The sequence below is a fragment of the Mucilaginibacter sp. A3364 genome (assembly GCF_059690715.1).
In genome coordinates, this window is record NZ_JCAWED010000002.1 from 896,999 (window position 1) to 913,443 (window position 16,445).

General features: G+C 45.4%; 18 protein-coding genes. 6 read left to right on the forward strand and 12 right to left on the reverse strand.

Annotation, left to right across the window (positions count from 1 at the left end; genetic code table 11):
* Nucleotides 1–3: 3 nt before the first annotated feature.
* From AC59JT_RS16305 to AC59JT_RS16320, 4 genes are all read right to left on the reverse strand, one after another.
* Nucleotides 4–909: an N-acetylmuramoyl-L-alanine amidase gene (locus AC59JT_RS16305; RefSeq protein WP_497400876.1), complete on the reverse strand. Its 906-nt coding sequence runs from the start codon at nt 907–909 to the stop codon at nt 4–6.
* A 52-nt stretch (nt 910–961) separates the two neighbouring features.
* Complete coding sequence (locus AC59JT_RS16310; RefSeq protein WP_497400878.1) at nt 962–1,396, reverse strand: proline and serine-rich protein 1 family protein; 435 nt, start codon at nt 1,394–1,396, stop codon at nt 962–964.
* 128 nt (nt 1,397–1,524) lie between these two features.
* Nucleotides 1,525–2,379 (reverse strand): KPN_02809 family neutral zinc metallopeptidase, encoded by an 855-nt coding sequence (gene ypfJ, locus AC59JT_RS16315; RefSeq protein WP_497400880.1) that lies wholly within the window; start codon nt 2,377–2,379, stop codon nt 1,525–1,527.
* Between the two features lie 5 nt (nt 2,380–2,384).
* Nucleotides 2,385–3,341, reverse strand: a complete 957-nt coding sequence (locus tag AC59JT_RS16320; protein WP_497400882.1) for a hypothetical protein — start codon at nt 3,339–3,341, stop codon at nt 2,385–2,387.
* Between the two features lie 122 nt (nt 3,342–3,463).
* Here AC59JT_RS16320 and AC59JT_RS16325 point away from each other — a divergent pair, with 122 nt between their 5' ends.
* A complete protein-coding gene (locus tag AC59JT_RS16325; RefSeq protein ID WP_497400884.1) occupies nt 3,464–5,674 on the forward strand; it encodes a transferrin receptor-like dimerization domain-containing protein in 2,211 nt (736 codons plus the stop codon).
* A 13-nt stretch (nt 5,675–5,687) separates the two neighbouring features.
* Here AC59JT_RS16325 and AC59JT_RS16330 read toward each other — a convergent pair whose 3' ends face one another.
* From AC59JT_RS16330 to fumC, 5 genes are read right to left on the reverse strand one after another with little or no spacing between them, the layout of a single operon-like run.
* Nucleotides 5,688–6,869 (reverse strand): hypothetical protein, encoded by a 1,182-nt coding sequence (locus AC59JT_RS16330; protein ID WP_497400886.1) that lies wholly within the window; start codon nt 6,867–6,869, stop codon nt 5,688–5,690.
* Between the two features lie 19 nt (nt 6,870–6,888).
* Entirely contained in the window at nt 6,889–7,323 is a 435-nt protein-coding gene (locus tag AC59JT_RS16335; RefSeq protein WP_497401674.1) for a low molecular weight protein-tyrosine-phosphatase, read from the reverse strand.
* 26 nt (nt 7,324–7,349) lie between these two features.
* Entirely contained in the window at nt 7,350–8,141 is a 792-nt protein-coding gene (locus tag AC59JT_RS16340) for a S1/P1 nuclease (protein ID WP_497400888.1), read from the reverse strand.
* A gap of 1 nt (nt 8,142) precedes the next feature.
* Nucleotides 8,143–8,637 (reverse strand): fumarate hydratase, encoded by a 495-nt coding sequence (locus tag AC59JT_RS16345; RefSeq protein WP_497400890.1) that lies wholly within the window; start codon nt 8,635–8,637, stop codon nt 8,143–8,145.
* A gap of 50 nt (nt 8,638–8,687) precedes the next feature.
* Nucleotides 8,688–10,085, reverse strand: a complete 1,398-nt coding sequence (gene fumC, locus AC59JT_RS16350) for a class II fumarate hydratase (protein ID WP_497400893.1) — start codon at nt 10,083–10,085, stop codon at nt 8,688–8,690.
* Between the two features lie 289 nt (nt 10,086–10,374).
* On the opposite strand from fumC, the gene AC59JT_RS16355 reads away from it, so the two are divergent.
* Both AC59JT_RS16355 and AC59JT_RS16360 read left to right on the forward strand, forming a co-directional pair.
* A complete protein-coding gene (locus AC59JT_RS16355; protein WP_497400895.1) occupies nt 10,375–10,635 on the forward strand; it encodes a hypothetical protein in 261 nt (86 codons plus the stop codon).
* Between the two features lie 116 nt (nt 10,636–10,751).
* Nucleotides 10,752–11,372, forward strand: coding sequence for a M949_RS01915 family surface polysaccharide biosynthesis protein (locus tag AC59JT_RS16360; protein WP_497400897.1), 621 nt, complete (start codon nt 10,752–10,754; stop codon nt 11,370–11,372).
* A gap of 54 nt (nt 11,373–11,426) precedes the next feature.
* Here the strand turns inward: AC59JT_RS16360 and AC59JT_RS16365 are convergent, their stop codons facing one another.
* From AC59JT_RS16365 to AC59JT_RS16375, 3 genes are read right to left on the reverse strand one after another with little or no spacing between them, the layout of a single operon-like run.
* Entirely contained in the window at nt 11,427–11,951 is a 525-nt protein-coding gene (locus AC59JT_RS16365) for a hypothetical protein (protein ID WP_497400899.1), read from the reverse strand.
* A 3-nt stretch (nt 11,952–11,954) separates the two neighbouring features.
* Nucleotides 11,955–12,827, reverse strand: a complete 873-nt coding sequence (locus AC59JT_RS16370; protein ID WP_497400901.1) for a tetratricopeptide repeat protein — start codon at nt 12,825–12,827, stop codon at nt 11,955–11,957.
* A gap of 1 nt (nt 12,828) precedes the next feature.
* Nucleotides 12,829–13,857 carry a tetratricopeptide repeat protein gene (locus tag AC59JT_RS16375; RefSeq protein WP_497400903.1) on the reverse strand — a complete coding sequence of 343 codons (1,029 nt, stop codon included), beginning with the start codon at nt 13,855–13,857 and terminating at the stop codon, nt 12,829–12,831.
* Between the two features lie 145 nt (nt 13,858–14,002).
* Between AC59JT_RS16375 and AC59JT_RS16380 the strand changes: the two genes are divergently transcribed.
* The 3 genes from AC59JT_RS16380 (at nt 14,003) to AC59JT_RS16390 (ending at nt 16,427) form a co-directional block, all read left to right on the forward strand.
* Nucleotides 14,003–15,205 (forward strand): serine hydrolase domain-containing protein, encoded by a 1,203-nt coding sequence (locus tag AC59JT_RS16380; RefSeq protein WP_497400905.1) that lies wholly within the window; start codon nt 14,003–14,005, stop codon nt 15,203–15,205.
* Nucleotides 15,206–15,348: 143 nt separating this feature from the next.
* Nucleotides 15,349–15,654: a YbaB/EbfC family nucleoid-associated protein gene (locus AC59JT_RS16385; protein ID WP_497400907.1), complete on the forward strand. Its 306-nt coding sequence runs from the start codon at nt 15,349–15,351 to the stop codon at nt 15,652–15,654.
* Between the two features lie 98 nt (nt 15,655–15,752).
* Nucleotides 15,753–16,427, forward strand: a complete 675-nt coding sequence (locus tag AC59JT_RS16390; RefSeq protein ID WP_497400909.1) for a metal-dependent hydrolase — start codon at nt 15,753–15,755, stop codon at nt 16,425–16,427.
* Nucleotides 16,428–16,445: the final 18 nt, after the last annotated feature.

The window sequence follows — 16,445 nt, forward strand, 5'->3', positions numbered from 1 at the left end:
TGGCTAATACTTCCTATAAACATTATACAACACATTCAAATCCAGCTGACTTAATTGCGCGGTGTTATCCGTCTGCACAAAATGGCGTTTAAAAGCGATGATCGCGGCGTTCACATCGCTTATGTCGTAACCTATCAGGCGCAGGGCGGTTACATAGTCAAACCCATCAGGCGCAGGTTCTACAATGGCATCGCCCCAATAGCCAAAGCCGTTTTCCGCCAGGGTTTTCCAGGGGAATAGTGGTCCGGGATCCGGTTTGCGCTTGGGGGCAAAATCCTGGTGACCGATGAAGTTTGCCGTTGGTATATTATAAGTTTTTTTTAGCTGAGCCAGCAATAATAACAGGCTTCTGATCTGTTCGGGGGTAAACGGTTCTTTGCCGTTGTTATCTATCTCTATCCCTAGCGATCCGCTGTTCATGTCCGTAACATTCCCCCATTTACCAACGCCTGCATGGTTTGATCGCATGTAGTCGTTCACCATATGGTAAACTTTGCCGGTTTTGGCAACTACGTAATGCGCGCTAACTTCGGTGCGCAGGAGCGTAAAAGTGCGTAAGGTTTGTTGTATGGAATCCTGCGCGGTATAGTGTAATATCACGTAATTGGCTTTGCGCATGCCGAAATTTACCGTGCCCACCCATTCGGATGGAAATGCTTCAACACCGTTACTATCGCACACAATAGCCGGTAATTGCTGACGGGCAATGCTGAGAAGCGAATCGGTTTTGGTATTGTAAAACAGGTTAGTCACCGCGAATGGCGAAAGCGGCGCCGCCGGTGTGGTACCGCCAACCACCACCTGTGGCGCAGGGGCAGGCGTTGATGTAGTTACAACTTTCGGCGAGCATGAAGCTAAAACAGCGGCATACAATCCCGACAGGAAAATGAGGCTATACTTTTTAAGCATGTGGCTAAATTAAAGTATTAACCTAACACTGCTGCTAATAAAATGTTGTGGCTTACTTGTAAAGCTTTTTGTTCTTGTCGAAAAACTCTTCCAGGCGACCTTTGTAACGCTCTTCGGCAAACAGGTCCATTATCTTTAAAAAAGCCTTGTAATTGGTAACATATGGAAATGCTATTTGTGCACTGGTGATCTTTGATTCGTCGGTTAAAAACTGGTTAAGCAGCGTCATTAACTGCTCGGTTTTAATGCCGTTGTTGGTCACGCTTTCCTTCAGCACCTGTATCTTTTCGGCATCATTACGCTTTTGGCGCATTTTGTTCAATATGGCCGTTACCTGCACATCGCTCATGGGCTCGGTAGGGCGTTTATGGTTGGCAAGTATGGTATCTGTAGTAGCAGCTTTGTAGCGAGCTACGGTACCGGCTGTAGCGTTAGTACCGGCAAATAAAGCGATAGTGATCGCTGATAAGTAAATCAATTTCTTCATCTCAATCAGGGTATTATGTAATAAAAATAATACATGAGTAAACTCATGCCAACAAATATTCCGAAAAAGATCGTAAAAACGCCGAAATGAATTTTTAATTAAAAAATCTCAAATTATTGGTTAAATAGTTAAAGATCAGCGCTGGCAAATGTATCGCCCTGGCGCAGGTCACCGCTTTCAAAACCTTTTTTAAACCAGTACATCCGCTGCGCGCTGCTGCCGTGGGTAAAACTATCGGGCGCAACGCGGCCCTGGTATTTTTCCTGCAAGCGGTCGTCGCCTATCTGATGTGCCGCATTTAGCGCCGAATCAATATCTCCCGGTTCAATAATAATATTGTTGTGATGATTTTTATCAATGTAATGCGCCCAAATGCCAGCGTAAAAATCGGCCTGTAACTCCAGTTTTACCGATAGGCGATTGTATTCCGTTTCGCTCATTTGCTGCCGCGCTTGCTCCATTTTGGCCGATGTACCCATCAGGTTTTGGATGTGGTGCCCAACCTCGTGCGCTATTACATAAGCACAAGCCGCTTCGCCGGGCGCCTGGAATTTATCTGCCAGTTCATCAAAAAAGCTTAGGTCAAGATACACCTTGCCGTTGGCCGGGCAATAAAAAGGCCCGGTGGCCGATGAAGCATAACCACAGCCTTCGGCATTCACCTCGCCGCTGAAGAAGTGTAAAACAGGGCGCTGGTACTCTTCGCCCTGTGCCTTGAGCAAGCTATCCCAAACAACGGTTGTACCTTCAAATATCACGCGTGCAAACTGCTTGCTCCGGCTTTCCTCGCCGCCGCCGGGTTGGGTATTGATCTGTTCGGAATTACTGCCGTTATCAAAAAACTGCCCCGGGTTTATACCGGTAAACAGGTAAAACACTGCGCCTATCAGGCCAATAATGCCACCGCCAAACAACAGCCCGCGACCACCGCCGCTGCTGCCTTCTTCTACGTCATTACTTTCGCGTCCACCAAACCATTTCATAATGTTTATTTCTTTTTCATATTAAACGATATACCCGATGCTATACCCAACGCAAAATAGGGGTAGTTGTTCTGGAAATAAATATTGTAGGGGTCCTGTCCGCGGTAACCCACCGTGCCGGTAAACGCTACGTTTTCCATAAAGCTAAATTGGTAAAAGTATTTTAAAGAAGCGTTAAGGCGCTTGCTTACGTCGGTAATATTGTGGCCATCTATTTTATCCATAACATAAGTAAAATCAAACCGTAGCCGCTGGCGATGATGGTATTTGTCTGCAGCGCCATTTTTATCATTCGCCATATCATAAAACCAGCTCCCGTTGGCGCGTATAAAGCCAAACTTATTGGTTAGCTCTTTGGAGTAGCCTGTTTTAAATAAACCGGTATGCAACTCCAGGCCGATAGAAGCAAATTGGTTAACAGCTTTACGACTATCGGCCACTTTTTTGCCGAAATAATAGTTTAAGGAATAAAAGTTAGTAGTGAATTTACCATCAACCAAATTAAAGTTTCCGGTAGAATCAATGGTTGGCCCCTCCTGTCCATTGGAGTGATGCGAGTAACCTAACGATATAAATTTAGGCTGCGACGGATTGTCATTTAACCGCGTGTACAGTGTACCACCCGGCATGTAACTGGGCGAGCGCACCGGCGACTTATAAGCCGAAAACAAACGCAAATAAACCCTCGGCGAAAACAGGAAAAAGAAACGCGACCTTTTGGTGCCAAACACCACAATATTAGGATTGATATCGGCAACTAACAAATACTTTTCGGGCCCGCCGTACTCATTTCCAAAAAACAAAGTAGGCGCGTTTTGGCGATAGACGGTGTTAAAAGCCTCATTTAGTTCATAGTTGGTTTTCACGGTATCGGCACGCAGCTGGGCAAACGCCCGGGAACACAGCGTACAAACAATAAATAGTGTTAAAACAGTAGTTGTTGGCGCGTCGGTTTTTTTCATTAAGAGTATATACACTATAGGCCCTCAAATAGTTTTTAAGGCAACACTTATTTAGTGGTTTTGCCAATGGCGGCTAAAAAGCTTATATTCACGCTTGTACTTTTTTCTTTCAAAGCACCACAATGAAAAAGATCCTTATCCCCGGCCTGCTACTTTTGGCAAGCATAGCACAAGCACAACAAAAAAAAATCAGCGGCTTTAGCCCGGCATCGGCCACCAAACAATTGCAAACCGAGCAAGCTTTTGACCAATCCATCAGCGCTAAACGCATTGGCGAAACCATGAAAGAGCTTTCGGCCTACCCGCACCATCTAGGTTCGGCAGGCAGTAAGGCGGTGGCCGAAAAGGTTTTGGCCCGCTTAAAAAGTTATGGTTTCGATGCGCATTTGCAGCCTTATAAAGTATTGTTCCCCACACCTAAAACACGCCTGCTGGAAATGACCGGGCCTGTTAAATATATAGCGGGCTTAAAAGAGCCGGCCTTAAAAGAAGATGCGACATCCGGTCAGCAAGGCCAGTTGCCTACCTATAATGCCTGGAGTGCCGATGGCGATGTTACCGGAAAACTAGTGTTTGTAAACTACGGCTTACCGGCCGATTATGAAAAACTGGCGGACATGGGTATTGAGGTTAAAGGCAAAATTGTTATTGTAAAATACGGCCGTTCATGGCGGGGGATCAAACCTAAAGTAGCTTATGAACATGGAGCTATTGGCTGCATTATTTATTCTGACCCGGCCGACGATGGTTATGCCGCCGGCGATGTATACCCCAAAGGCGCTTATAAAAGCGAGAACGGTGTACAGCGCGGCTCGGTAATGGATATGGTGATCTATCCCGGCGACCCGCTTACGCCTAATATTGGCGCTACCGAAAATGCCAAACGCTTAGACCGTAAAGACGCGCCAACCATTTTGAAAATACCGGTACTGCCCATCAGCTATAAAGATGCCAGGCCTTTGCTGGCGGCGCTTGACGGCCCCGTAGTACCTGCCGATTGGCGCGGCGCTTTGCCTATCACCTACCACGTTGGCCCGGGCAAGGCAACCGTACATTTAAAATTGGCTTTTAACTGGAATTTGGTTACCGCGTATAATGTCATAGGCACCATAAAAGGCTCAACCTATCCCGACCAGTGGGTGCTGCGCGGCAACCACCATGATGCCTGGGTAAATGGCGCCGATGACCCGATAAGTGGATTATCTCCGCTACTGGATGAAGCCAAAGCCTTGGGCGACCTGCTTAAAACCGGCTGGAAACCCAAACGCACCATTGTTTACTGCGCCTGGGATGGCGAGGAGCCCGGCCTGTTAGGCTCAACCGAATATGCTGAAGACCATGATGCTGAGTTAAAGCAAAAGGCGGTCGTTTATATCAACTCGGATGATATCTCTCGCGGCTTTTTAGGCGTAGGTGGATCGCACGGCTTAGAAAAGTTTATGGGTGAAGTAGCCGAAAGTGTTACGGACCCGCAAACCAACGTTACTATAGGTGCCCGTGCGCGAGCTAAAGAGTTAAGTTCAGCAACATCTGCGGCAGCGAAAAAAGAAATTATGAACCGCGATAGCCGTATTGAGGCCCTGGGTTCCGGCTCTGATTATTCGTCGTTTTTACAGCACCTGGGCGTGCCGGCTTTAAACATAGGTTTTGGTGGCGAAGGTGCCGGTGGCGATTACCATTCTATTTACGACTCATTTGACCATTACCGTCGTTTTAAGGATCCTGATTTTGTTTATGGTGCGGCATTGGCCAAAACTATTGGTCATAGCGTTTTACGGATGGCCGATGCTGAAGTGCTGCCCTTTGATTTCCGCAACCTTGCGCAAACTATAGAGCGTTATGCCAAAGAAGTAGCCGACATGACTAGTACCCTGCGCGATGCTACTGCGACCGACAACCAGCTGATCAAAGCCAATATTTACACCCTGGCACTTGATCCAACTAAACATCTGGCCCCGCCAAAACAAAAAGCCGAGATACCTGCTATTGATTTTGCACCGCTAACAAGCGCCATTGAAGCCCTTAAAACCAGCACGGCTAAACTGGCCGAACGTAGTGCTGCTGCAGATAAAAACATTGATCAGAAGGCCATGAATGAAAAACTTTACCAGGCCGAGCAACAATTGCTGGCACCGGAAGGTTTGCCACGCCGCCCATGGTACAAGCACGCTATATACGCGCCCGGGTTTTATACAGGTTATGGTGTTAAAACCCTTCCCGGTATCCGCGAAGCGATAGAGCAACGTAATTTTTCTGAAGCACAACAGCAAATAAACGTAGTAGCCAAAACCATTGCCGGGCTGGCTGCTTACCTGGATAAAGTGGGGATATAAAAGAGAGTGGCGGTTATTTGGTTTTTTTGGCCTTGATGATAAGCCAAATAACCACCAGCGCAATAATACCTGCACCGCCGCCAATTGCCCAAATAGGTAAGGGACTGCTGCCCGCTGCCTGTGCGCCGGGCGTATTAAGCTCAACATCCATATGAGGGAGCCTTTGTGCCGTATTGGGCGTAGTATCTGTAAATGCCGCCAGGTCATGATCAGGTGCAGTAGCTTCGTCATTACCCATCAGCAATTGGTACTGGCCGCCTTTTTCAAGGTAGGCCACTATAGATTGCTCCAAAGAATAAACAGAAGCTGCACCAATTTTTAAAGGCTGATTTTTGCCGTTCTCAATGTCCAGTATCAAATTATCTGTTTTGGCCGAAAGCAAATATTCTGCTTTTGCCGATGAACCAAGCTCGCCTGTGTAAACATGCCGAAACTCCTTGCCAACCTGTTGATAAATAGAAAACCGACGACTTGGAGCACTTTCACCGTTTAAAGCCAATGTCAATTTATCGATACGGAATTTGCGTTTGAAATTAAGCCGCACACTACTAATGTTACCGCTATCGATCTGCGCTATTGTAGTTACCGGATATTCAAGGTAAACAGGATCAGCATCTGAGGCCGATTGGTAGACGCCGGCGTCTAATAGGCTATACCGGCCGGCCTTAGGGGCAAAAACTTTTAGCTTAAAATATTTATAGGTATTGGCGGGGAAGTTGATCAGTTGTTCTTGACCTCTGCTGTTCCCAATGGCGAGATCTTCATTAATAGAGAACCAGTTTTTCAGGTCGTAACTTCCCTGCAAAGATGCATTTTGCGGTTGACCGGGATGGTTTGCACTCAGGCACAAATGATCTACAGGGTACCGGCTTATATTTTGCATGATGAAGGTAACCGTAGTATCAGTTACTATAGGCCTGGCCATCATAAAGGCCAAAAAACTGCCGCCCCTTTTTTTTAAAATTTGCTTACCGAAAACATATGGCACAAATTTGCCGCCCATGGTAGCCACCCGCAGATCGGACAGATTTGCGTTGGAAGAATAAAGTACATCGTGCTGCAGTGGAATTTTGTAAAAGCCCGAGGTTGTTACATCAGCCAGATTGGCTTTGTAGTTAAACGCCTGCTGGGCAAACAATACAGGGCTGCCGGTAGTAAATAACAGCGTTAAAAAAAATGCGCTTAGCTTTTTCATCCTAAACATTGTTTTTTTGCTAACGCGATTTACCGGCATGCGGTTTAATAAAATCGCGGCAACCCTGTTCAATCAGTTTAAAAACAGGTTCAAACTGGGTATCGTCGTGATATGGGTCGGGTACAATTTCGTTACCCAGCAGCAAGCTTACTTTTTTCGCGTCATTAGCATTGCGCGCCATGGCCAGTATATTGGTCAGGTTGCTACGGTCCATCACCAGGATCTGATCGAAGGTGTCAAAATCACTCACCCTAAAAAGACGGCAGATCTGTTTGCTGATATCTATCCCGTAACGCTGCGCCACGCGGGTTGAGCGCCTGTCGGGACCGCTCCCCACATGCCAATCGCCGGTACCGGCCGAATCTATAGTCCAGTTTAACCCTGCTTTATCGGCCTCGTGTTGCATAATCCCTTCCGCCAATGGCGAACGGCAAATATTGCCAAGACATACCATTAATATTTTCAACCTTACAGCAAATACTATCCAAATATTTTATTCAATAACCCCGCTAACCTAACACCACCTTTTAGCAGTTGTTGATTAAGGGTGTCTATATACTTATAGTTATATTTATAACTCAGGTTTTCTTCCGGCTTAACATCGCTGTAAATTTTATCAGCAATTTGGTTCGACTCAAAAACCCATTTTGCTACAGGGGCGCTCTGCCACTCGGCAGTTTGTTTTGCTGTGGGGAAGTCGATTGCACGTACGTACTCGGTATAGCTTAGGTCCTGGAAGTTTATTAATTCGGTATCCCAAATAGTATGCAGGTTGGTAAATTTGCCAAACCAGCTTAATTTAACATCGTTACCCCCTTTGTCAGACGCGTGCCCGGTATGCATTGGCTGGTGAATATCTTCAACAAGGTGGATAAGCACACGCAGGTAAAGTAGTTTATTTTCCTGGGTAGTGGTTTTCTTTTTCAGCTCGTCAACCAAAAAATTTATTTTGGTGTAGGCGTCAGTCCCGCTGTCGTGGTTTAAAAATTCAACCATCTCAGGATAAGCCATTGGGCGGTCAAAATTAACGAAATGCCAATTGTACAGATAGTTATATTTTTCTTCAGATTTAATAAAATCGGCCCAGTTGCTGGCCATAGCAATACTCTCGTTGCCTAAAATAGCTTTAACCGCGGCGCGGGCTTTAGCGTTTAAATGATTTTCGGCAATCTGGCCGCTAATACGGTGGCCGTTGGTGCCCCAGGCCATGCTTTGCATAGGGATGATCATGGCCAGGCCCAATGCTATTTTCTTTAAAAAAGTTTTTTTCATTTTATAATGATTTTGGGTTACAAACAAGTTTTTTGGTTAAGCGTAAGTTGATAGGTATAACGTTTGACGTGCTTGAAAACTGAATAAGCGAATCATTTTGCCCGATTACTTTAAAACTTTCCTCGTACACACCAATGCGAAAACAGCCGTCTTTTTTTAAATTGTAATCGGCATTACAAAACAGGCCATGCAGCTTTAGCGTATCGTTATTTTGTTTATAAGCGCCTTTGGCATATTCTGTCCATTGGCCGCTGTTCATGCAGGTATCAACACCGTTGTTTACCTTACTAAAGGTGCGCATTTTTACAAAGAACGAGTCGCAGCTAAATTTAAAACTATAAAGCGAATAACTCAACAATTGCTTTTGCTGCGCAATGCTATCCTGCTGCCATTCGCCCTGCAAATAAGCATTGCCCTTACCCTGCATATTGGGGTTGGGCGCACAAGCTGCCAGAAGAATGAGCGGTAAAAGGAGAAAGGCAAAAAGCTTTTGCATTGCTTTATATAAATGCAGGCCCGGTTTTTAACCCAAGCCTGCAAGATGTTTTATTTCAAACTACCGATCATGTCTTCAGGACGCACCCACTCGTCAAACTGCTCGTTGGTTAAATAGCCTAAACCAATAGCGGCTTCGCGCAATGATGAGCCGTTGTTCAGTGCTGTTTTAGCGATCTTGGCCGCCTTCTCATAACCGATATGCGGGTTAAGCGCAGTTACCAGCATCAGCGAATTTTCCAAATGCTTTTTGATGCCTTCATAGTTTGGCTCAATACCTGCCGCGCAATTGTTGTTGAACGATACACAAGCATCGCCAATTAAACGTGCTGATTGCAGGAAGTTAGCCGCCATAACAGGCTTAAATACGTTCAACTCATAATGACCGTTTGACCCACCTATTGAGATGGTAACATCATTACCCATAACCTGCGCGGCTACCATGGTAACGGCCTCGTTTTGGGTAGGGTTAACCTTGCCCGGCATAATAGATGATCCCGGCTCGTTATCCGGGATGTGAATCTCGCCAATGCCAGAGCGCGGGCCCGATGCCAGCATACGGATATCATTGGCTATTTTCATCAGCGATACAGCTATTTGTTTAAGCGCGCCATGGCTTTCTACAATAGCATCGTGAGCGGCAAGTGCCTCAAATTTATTCTCGGCGGTGATGAATGGCAGGCCGGTAAACTCGGCTATATATTGGGCCACCTTTACATCATAACCTTTTGGGGTGTTAATACCCGTACCTACGGCGGTGCCGCCCAAGGCTAGTTCTGATAAATGCTCAAGGGTGTTCTTCAGCGCTTTCAGGCCGTGGTTTAACTGCGATACATAACCCGAAAACTCCTGGCCCAACGTAAGCGGGGTGGCGTCCATCAGGTGGGTACGGCCAATTTTTACAACGCTTTTAAAGGCTTCGCTTTTGGCTTGCAGGGTATCTCGTAATTTTTCTATGCCGGGTATGGTAACGTCGATCACCATTTTATAGGCGGCGATGTGCATGGCTGTTGGATAGGTGTCATTTGACGATTGTGATTTGTTCACATCATCATTAGGGTGGATAAAGGTTTTGCCTTCGCCCAGTTTATTGCCGGCCAGTACATGGGCACGGTTGGCAACAACCTCGTTAACGTTCATGTTTGACTGTGTGCCCGAGCCTGTTTGCCAGATCACCAACGGAAACTCATCCGCCAGTTTACCGGCTAATATCTCATCACAAACGGCGGCTATCTGATCGCGTTTGTCGGCGGCCAGAACGCCAAGGTCTGCATTGGTATAGGCGGCGGCTTTTTTCAGATAGGCAAATGCCTCGATGATCTCTTTGGGCATAGATGCCTCCGGACCAATTTTAAAGTTATTGCGCGAACGCTGCGTTTGCGCGCCCCAATATTTTTCGGCAGGTACCTGAACCTCGCCCATGGTATCATGTTCTATTCTGAAACTCATTATGGTATACTGTAATTTTTTCAGGCGTAAAGGTAGGGCTTATACTATTGCGATGTAAACTATTGTTGTAAAATTTTGGCGGCAGTTAAAACAACGCAGGGTCCCTTGGCGGGAGAGCCTGCTGAGACAGATCAAAACAATAACAGCGGCGTAGGTAAGTGTAGCGTCGTATGCGTAGCACGCTACACTGCTACACCAGGTGTAGCATGCTACAGCCTCTTGCTTTTGTCAGATATTTATATAATATTTGATAATAGCCTTTTAATTATAAACAAATTAACTTATCACAATGGAAAATCAAACCAATCCGCAGCCGCAGGTAATTATCGTGGCTAAACAAAAAAGTGTAGGCGTTGCCTTTTTACTGGCGTTTTTATTTGGTCCGCTTGGGCTGCTGTACGCTACGGTAATGGGTGGCCTGGTAATGCTGGTGGCATCTGTAGTACTGTTTTTTTTAATACCTATTATAGGCGGTATTATAGCCTGGATAGGTTGCATGATATGGGCTGTTGTAGCCGCGCAAAATGCCAATAAAATAAAATTTCAATAGTTTATGATGTGCCCCGGAACCATGGGTATGGAACTGGGGCATGTTGATTTAAGGAGTTACCCTTGCGCTTTCTCCCTCAAAAGAATATTGGCATTCTAATACATATTTTGCCTGTCATGAAAGTCATTTCTGTTTTAACCTTTTTGTTAATAATTCAACAAACCGCAGTTGCTCAAATTAAAACTATTAAGGTTGATAAAAAAGCGATTCCTAAATCCATAAAATATTCCGGACATATTATTGATGCGGTAAGTTACACCGATACTGACGGAAGCCACTTATTAATTACTACAGAAACTGGTGAAATTGTTGTAAGTAAAGATGAAGGTTTAAGAAAAGCCGAATTATACGCTTATTGTTATTCTGTCAAAGCAAACCAATATAAATTAATGTGGGCGATGCACGACTTTACAATAGAGTGCCCGGTGGATATCAAAGCAAGTTACGTTGCAAATACTTTAGCACTTACCGACCTTGATAAAAACGGTAAGGCAGAGGCTTGGTTAATGTATCGTGTTGGATGCCGCGGCGACGTGAGCCCGCTAAATATGAAAATAGTTATGCATGAAGGCGCTAAAAAATATGCGGTAAGGGGGACCGCTAAGATATTTGTGAACGGAACGAATTACGGTGGTGGAGAATATTTATTAGATGACTCATTTAAACAAGGTGCCGATGTTTTTAAGCAGTATGCCATAACCCTCTGGCAGAAAAATTTGTACGAAATTTTACGCTAGAATAATTGGCCGAGGCTAAGCCTCTTTAACATAGTGCAGTTTTATATTCACAAGTCATTTCTGCACCCACCCCTCTTTCAAAAAAGTCAGCTTAGCGCCTTTTATAAAATCACGGATATCAGTTTTAGCGTTTGCCCGCCTGTTGGTCAGCTCAAAAAAATAAATGGAGGGATTAGTGGTAAAGCCTTGCGAATTATTATAGCCTTTGTGCACCACATCCAGCCTGAAGCGGCGCACCTGTGGGGTCTGACTTACATAATACGCTTCCGCTATGGCGATGATCTTCGGCTCGCCGGGGCCTAGTAGTTCGGGGTATAACAGGCCGCTTGCAAAAACCTCCATCAGCGTATCAGCGCCGGGATATTCAACAGATTTGTTGCCGAATTGCAGGTTTCGGTCATCGATCACTTTGATCTTACCACTATACTTTTTGTACGACTGTGGTTGATATTGTGTTTTGAAAAGATCCATTGCCCAGAATATCTCCTGGTCGCCGGCTTTGGCAGCGTTTTCGGCAGGAGTTTGGGCCGAAGCCGAAAAATTCATAAGCAACAAAAAATACCAAAGGCAATTTTTCATGATCTAAAACTTCCTCTCCACTCCCTTAACCCATTCAACCAACCCCGCACTTTCTTCCTTACTCACCATCAGCTTCACCAACGCCGGCACCTGCCCCACCTGTGCCAGTTTGTAAAAATAATCGGCATAATAAGTATCAAAAAAGGATTTGCTGGCTTTTTTGGCCGATGCTTGTCCCGCCAGGATAAATATACTTTTAAGCTGATACTCGAGTAGCGCGTTGCCAATTAATTTTTTTGCCTGCCCTGCTTCAATAACCGAGGCAATGCCCGTATTTAGCGCAGCTATCTCCTTCGCGTCGGCAGATATGCTTTTGGCGCCATCGGCCTTTAGCACACCGCCTTTTAATATACTTTGCAGGTTGGTCATAGCTTCTTCGGCACGCTGGCCGTTAGGCTCCAGCAACAAAAAGCTGCAAAAGGCCAGCAGGGCGTTGGCGCGTTTGTTTTGATGGAAGGTTACCAGGCCGTACAGGCGTTGGCTGTTGGCATGTTTCGGGTCGAGTTTAATGGCATCAATGGCCGCGAGTTCGGCCTGGGCGTATTGTTTGGCGCGGAAACTGGCGATGCCTAAATTGAAATGCAGACTTTGGTCCTGCGGATAGGCTTTTAAGCCGTCTTTGTAAACCACAATGGCTTTTTCGGGCTGTTTGGCATTATCATAAATACTGCCCAGCATACTAAAGCTTACTGCGGCATAGTTGTTCGGCGTTTTTACTACCTGCTCCAGGTAGGGTATGGCTTCCGCGCCCTTGCCTGCGCTCACTAAGGCCTGCGCGGCTTTATAGTTAGCGGCAGGGTCATCGGTAACCTGGGCAAATGCAGTGTTTGCTATCAGCAAAAAAGTAAATGGTATTAAAAGCTTTTTTAAATACATGTTATTCAAATTGGCGTTTGGTAGTTGTGGCCCAATCGCTAAAAGTTTTAATTTCTGTAGGGTGTGCGCCAAGCCACTCCTTATCTTCGGCCGCGTTGGTGGTCATGGTAATAAAGTGGGCAAATACCGGCATATGGCCCGATGATGCCAGCGCGCCAAAATAGTCAACCATAAATTTTTTATGGAATGAAGGTGTTTCCTTAACGCTTTGCTCGGCAAAAATTTTAAAAACCGACTCGAGTTGCAGCTGCAAAGAATCAACCGGCGACAAGCCTTTTTTATCAACCACCGAACCTGTAGCGGCTAACTGTATAGCCAGTTGTTTGGCCATATCGCCCGATGCTGAGGGAAGTGTCATGTTGGTTGATCCGTCGGCATTTTTTTTGATGCCGCTGTTTAATATTCCTCTTACGTAGGCCATGGCTTCTGCAGATCGTTTGGTGTTTGGTTCCTGCAGCAAAAAACTGCACCATGCTAATAACGATGCCGCCCTGTTATTGTTGCCCAAAGTAGCCATAGCGTAAGCACGGTGACCGCTGGCATATTTAGGCTGTAGTTTTATCACTTCAATAGCCAGGCGCTCGGCATCGGCAAAGTTTTTTTGGCGCATATAGGCCAGGCTAAGGTTAAGTTTTAACTGCGCATACTGCGGAAATAGTTTGATGCCTTGCTGGTAGCAGTTTAAAGCTTTTTGAAACTCGCCCTTATCATCATAAATACCGGCAAGCAAATCATAAGCCGGGGGTACAGTATTGGTGGCGGCTACTTTTTCAAGTATGGGTACGGCATCGGTTTTTTTGCCCGAAATAACCAGGGTATAAGCTTTCTCGTACAGGCCGTTCATATTATCAGGGTCAACTTTTAAGGCCTCGTCATATTTTTCAATAGCCTCGGTATACTGGCCTTTATCGTTAAGGGCAATACCTTCCTTTATCAGGTCGATAGCCTTGGTTTTGGCATCCTGTGCAAAAGCACCTATCGAACAAAAAAGCGTTATTAGTGTTAAAAGTGTTTTAAAATTGGTTTTCATCTTCGGGTTGGGTGTAGGTTATGGTTATAAATTTAAAAACGTTATTAACCAAAACAATAAAAATGTTTAAAACTTTAGTTTCAGCCCGGTATATAATTTGCAATTTTCGCAGTCGTTTAATCCCCTGTACATCTAAATGAATTTAATGAAGAAAAGTCTGTTTACTTTTGCCGCCTCTCTGCTGTTGCTGGCATCATGCGCATCGGCCCCTGATAAAGAAAATGGCGAACCAACGGATAGCGATAAGCCGCTTGATACCAAAGCTATATTAGCCTATAACCCCAAAACCGGCGACAAGCAAATAGACGAGTTTATAAAAAACCTGCACAAAAAGTATAGCTTTAACGGCAACATACTGGTAGCCAAAAAAGGAAAGATAATTTACGAAAACGCGATAGGCTGGGCCGATTACCTGCATCGCGACAGCTTAAAAATAGATTCGCGCTTTGAGCTGGCATCCGTTAGTAAAACCATGACGGGTACTGCCATTTTACAACTGATAGAGCGCGGCAAGCTACGCCTGGACCAGGATGTGAAAGAGTTTTTTCCGGATTTTCCGTATGATGGTGTAACCGTTAAACTGCTGTTGACGCACCGCTCGGGCATGATGAACTATGTTTATTTTGTGGATGATATTTACCGCAAGGAAAAGCTGAACCAGCGCAAAGGCTTGAGCAATATGGGCGCTATGGATATGATAGCCAAGTACAAACCTGCCCGCTACAATGCTCCCGATAAAAGCTTTCATTACAACAACTCCAACTATATGGTGCTGGGCTCCATAATTGAAAAGGTTACCAAAATGCCTTATGCCCAATATATGCAGCAAAATATTTTTAAACCTGCCGGGATGCTGCATACCGACGTATACTCGAAAGCCAATTATGAAAAAATACCGGTTGATGTGGTGGGGCATGATCGAGGAAGCTGGAAATACTCGGTAGCGCAAAACTTTTTAGACGGCCCGGTGGGCGATAAAGGTATATATAGCACCGTTGGCGACTTGCTGATATTTGACCGCGCCCTACGTGCAGGCAAGCTATTAAAGAAAGCGACGATGGATTCGGCTTACGTTGCGCGTAACCCTTTAATTCGTGGTCACTTTAGCTATGGATACGGCTGGCGCACGTTTGAAGCGCCTAACCAAAAAGTGGTTTACCACACCGGCTGGTGGCATGGCTTTAAGCACATTTACCTGCGCGATATGAAAAACGATATTACCGTAGTGCTGTTAACCAACCTAAACAACGGCAGCCTGATGAAACTGGACGGACTGTATAAAATTCTTGGCATGCCGGTTGTGCGTAAAGATGCATACAGCGGTAATGGCGATACGAGTGAGGACTGATTTGATGTGCAGATATGCGAATGTGCATATTTGCAAATGAAGGGAATTAATTAAGTAATTTAATAATCAGATCATGAAATGTTACGCGTGCTGATCGATCATCTGCACATCCGCACATTTGCATATCTGCACATTTAAAACATATGTTTGACAAACTAATGGAAGCCCAGCAAAAGGCTGGCGAGATAAAGAAAAGACTGGATGCCATAACCGTTACCGGCGTTGCCGAGGGTGGCAAAATTACCGTTACAGCTAATGCCAACAAGGCGGTGCAAAGCGTAGCCATTGATGGCGATTTTTTAAAAGAAGCTGATAAGGAAGAGCTGGAAGAACTGCTGGTAGTAGCCATAAACAAAGCCATGCAGCAAGCCGATAACGTAAGCCAAAGCGAAATGGCTGCAGCTACCAAGGATATGTTTGGGGGCCTGGGCGGAATGTTTGGCCGTTAGATAGAAAATATCGAACACCGAATATCGAATGATGAATATCGAACGTTTTACTTCGACATTCGGTGTTCAACATTCATTATTCGATATTCAAAAAACCTATGAAAGCTACCTATTACGGACAATCAACCATTATGATCGAAACAGAAGGCAAAAAGCTGTTGTTCGATCCGTTCATCACGCCTAACCCGGCGGCTAAAGCTATTGATATTCACGCGCTCAAGCCGGACTATATCCTGGTATCGCACGGCCACGGCGACCACGTGGCCGACCTGGTGGCCATACAAAAAAGCAGCGGCGCCAAAGTTATCTGCATTGCCGAAATTGCCGACTGGTTGGGCAAACAAGATATAGAAGCGCACGGCATGAACATTGGCGGTAGCTTTAACTTTGAGTTTGGCCGTGTTAAAATGGTGGTGGCTATACATTCAAGCACTTTGCCTGATGGTTCGCCGGGTGGCAACCCTGCCGGCTTTGTGTTGTACAGCGGCGGCAAAAAGATCTACTTCGCCGGCGATACCGCGCTTACTTATGATATGAAACTGCTGGAAGATGAAAACCTGGATTGGGCCATCCTGCCAATTGGCGACAATTATACTATGGGCGTTGATGATGCCATTAAAGCAACCAATTTTATTAATTGCAAAAATGTGATCGGGGTGCATTATGATACCTTCCCGGTTATTGTTATTGATAAGGAAGAAGCTACCGAGAAGTTTATCAAAGCGGGGGTGAATATTAAGCTGCCGGCTATTGGTGAGAGTATAGATCTATAATTAATCATCCCACCAAAA

What these genes read in the sequence shown, in the direction of transcription:
- AC59JT_RS16305 (WP_497400876.1), bottom strand. Translation starts at nt 909, where the DNA reads ATGCTTAAAAAGTATAGCCTCATTTTCCTGTCGGGATTGTATGCCGCT.
- AC59JT_RS16310 (WP_497400878.1), bottom strand. Translation starts at nt 1,396, where the DNA reads ATGAAGAAATTGATTTACTTATCAGCGATCACTATCGCTTTATTTGCC.
- ypfJ (WP_497400880.1), bottom strand. Translation starts at nt 2,379, where the DNA reads ATGAAATGGTTTGGTGGACGCGAAAGTAATGACGTAGAAGAAGGCAGC.
- AC59JT_RS16320 (WP_497400882.1), bottom strand. Translation starts at nt 3,341, where the DNA reads ATGAAAAAAACCGACGCGCCAACAACTACTGTTTTAACACTATTTATT.
- AC59JT_RS16325 (WP_497400884.1), top strand. Translation starts at nt 3,464, where the DNA reads ATGAAAAAGATCCTTATCCCCGGCCTGCTACTTTTGGCAAGCATAGCA.
- AC59JT_RS16330 (WP_497400886.1), bottom strand. Translation starts at nt 6,869, where the DNA reads ATGAAAAAGCTAAGCGCATTTTTTTTAACGCTGTTATTTACTACCGGC.
- AC59JT_RS16335 (WP_497401674.1), bottom strand. Translation starts at nt 7,323, where the DNA reads ATGGTATGTCTTGGCAATATTTGCCGTTCGCCATTGGCGGAAGGGATT.
- AC59JT_RS16340 (WP_497400888.1), bottom strand. Translation starts at nt 8,141, where the DNA reads ATGAAAAAAACTTTTTTAAAGAAAATAGCATTGGGCCTGGCCATGATC.
- AC59JT_RS16345 (WP_497400890.1), bottom strand. Translation starts at nt 8,637, where the DNA reads ATGCAAAAGCTTTTTGCCTTTCTCCTTTTACCGCTCATTCTTCTGGCA.
- fumC (WP_497400893.1), bottom strand. Translation starts at nt 10,085, where the DNA reads ATGAGTTTCAGAATAGAACATGATACCATGGGCGAGGTTCAGGTACCT.
- AC59JT_RS16355 (WP_497400895.1), top strand. Translation starts at nt 10,375, where the DNA reads ATGGAAAATCAAACCAATCCGCAGCCGCAGGTAATTATCGTGGCTAAA.
- AC59JT_RS16360 (WP_497400897.1), top strand. Translation starts at nt 10,752, where the DNA reads ATGAAAGTCATTTCTGTTTTAACCTTTTTGTTAATAATTCAACAAACC.
- AC59JT_RS16365 (WP_497400899.1), bottom strand. Translation starts at nt 11,951, where the DNA reads ATGAAAAATTGCCTTTGGTATTTTTTGTTGCTTATGAATTTTTCGGCT.
- AC59JT_RS16370 (WP_497400901.1), bottom strand. Translation starts at nt 12,827, where the DNA reads ATGTATTTAAAAAAGCTTTTAATACCATTTACTTTTTTGCTGATAGCA.
- AC59JT_RS16375 (WP_497400903.1), bottom strand. Translation starts at nt 13,857, where the DNA reads ATGAAAACCAATTTTAAAACACTTTTAACACTAATAACGCTTTTTTGT.
- AC59JT_RS16380 (WP_497400905.1), top strand. Translation starts at nt 14,003, where the DNA reads ATGAAGAAAAGTCTGTTTACTTTTGCCGCCTCTCTGCTGTTGCTGGCA.
- AC59JT_RS16385 (WP_497400907.1), top strand. Translation starts at nt 15,349, where the DNA reads ATGTTTGACAAACTAATGGAAGCCCAGCAAAAGGCTGGCGAGATAAAG.
- AC59JT_RS16390 (WP_497400909.1), top strand. Translation starts at nt 15,753, where the DNA reads ATGAAAGCTACCTATTACGGACAATCAACCATTATGATCGAAACAGAA.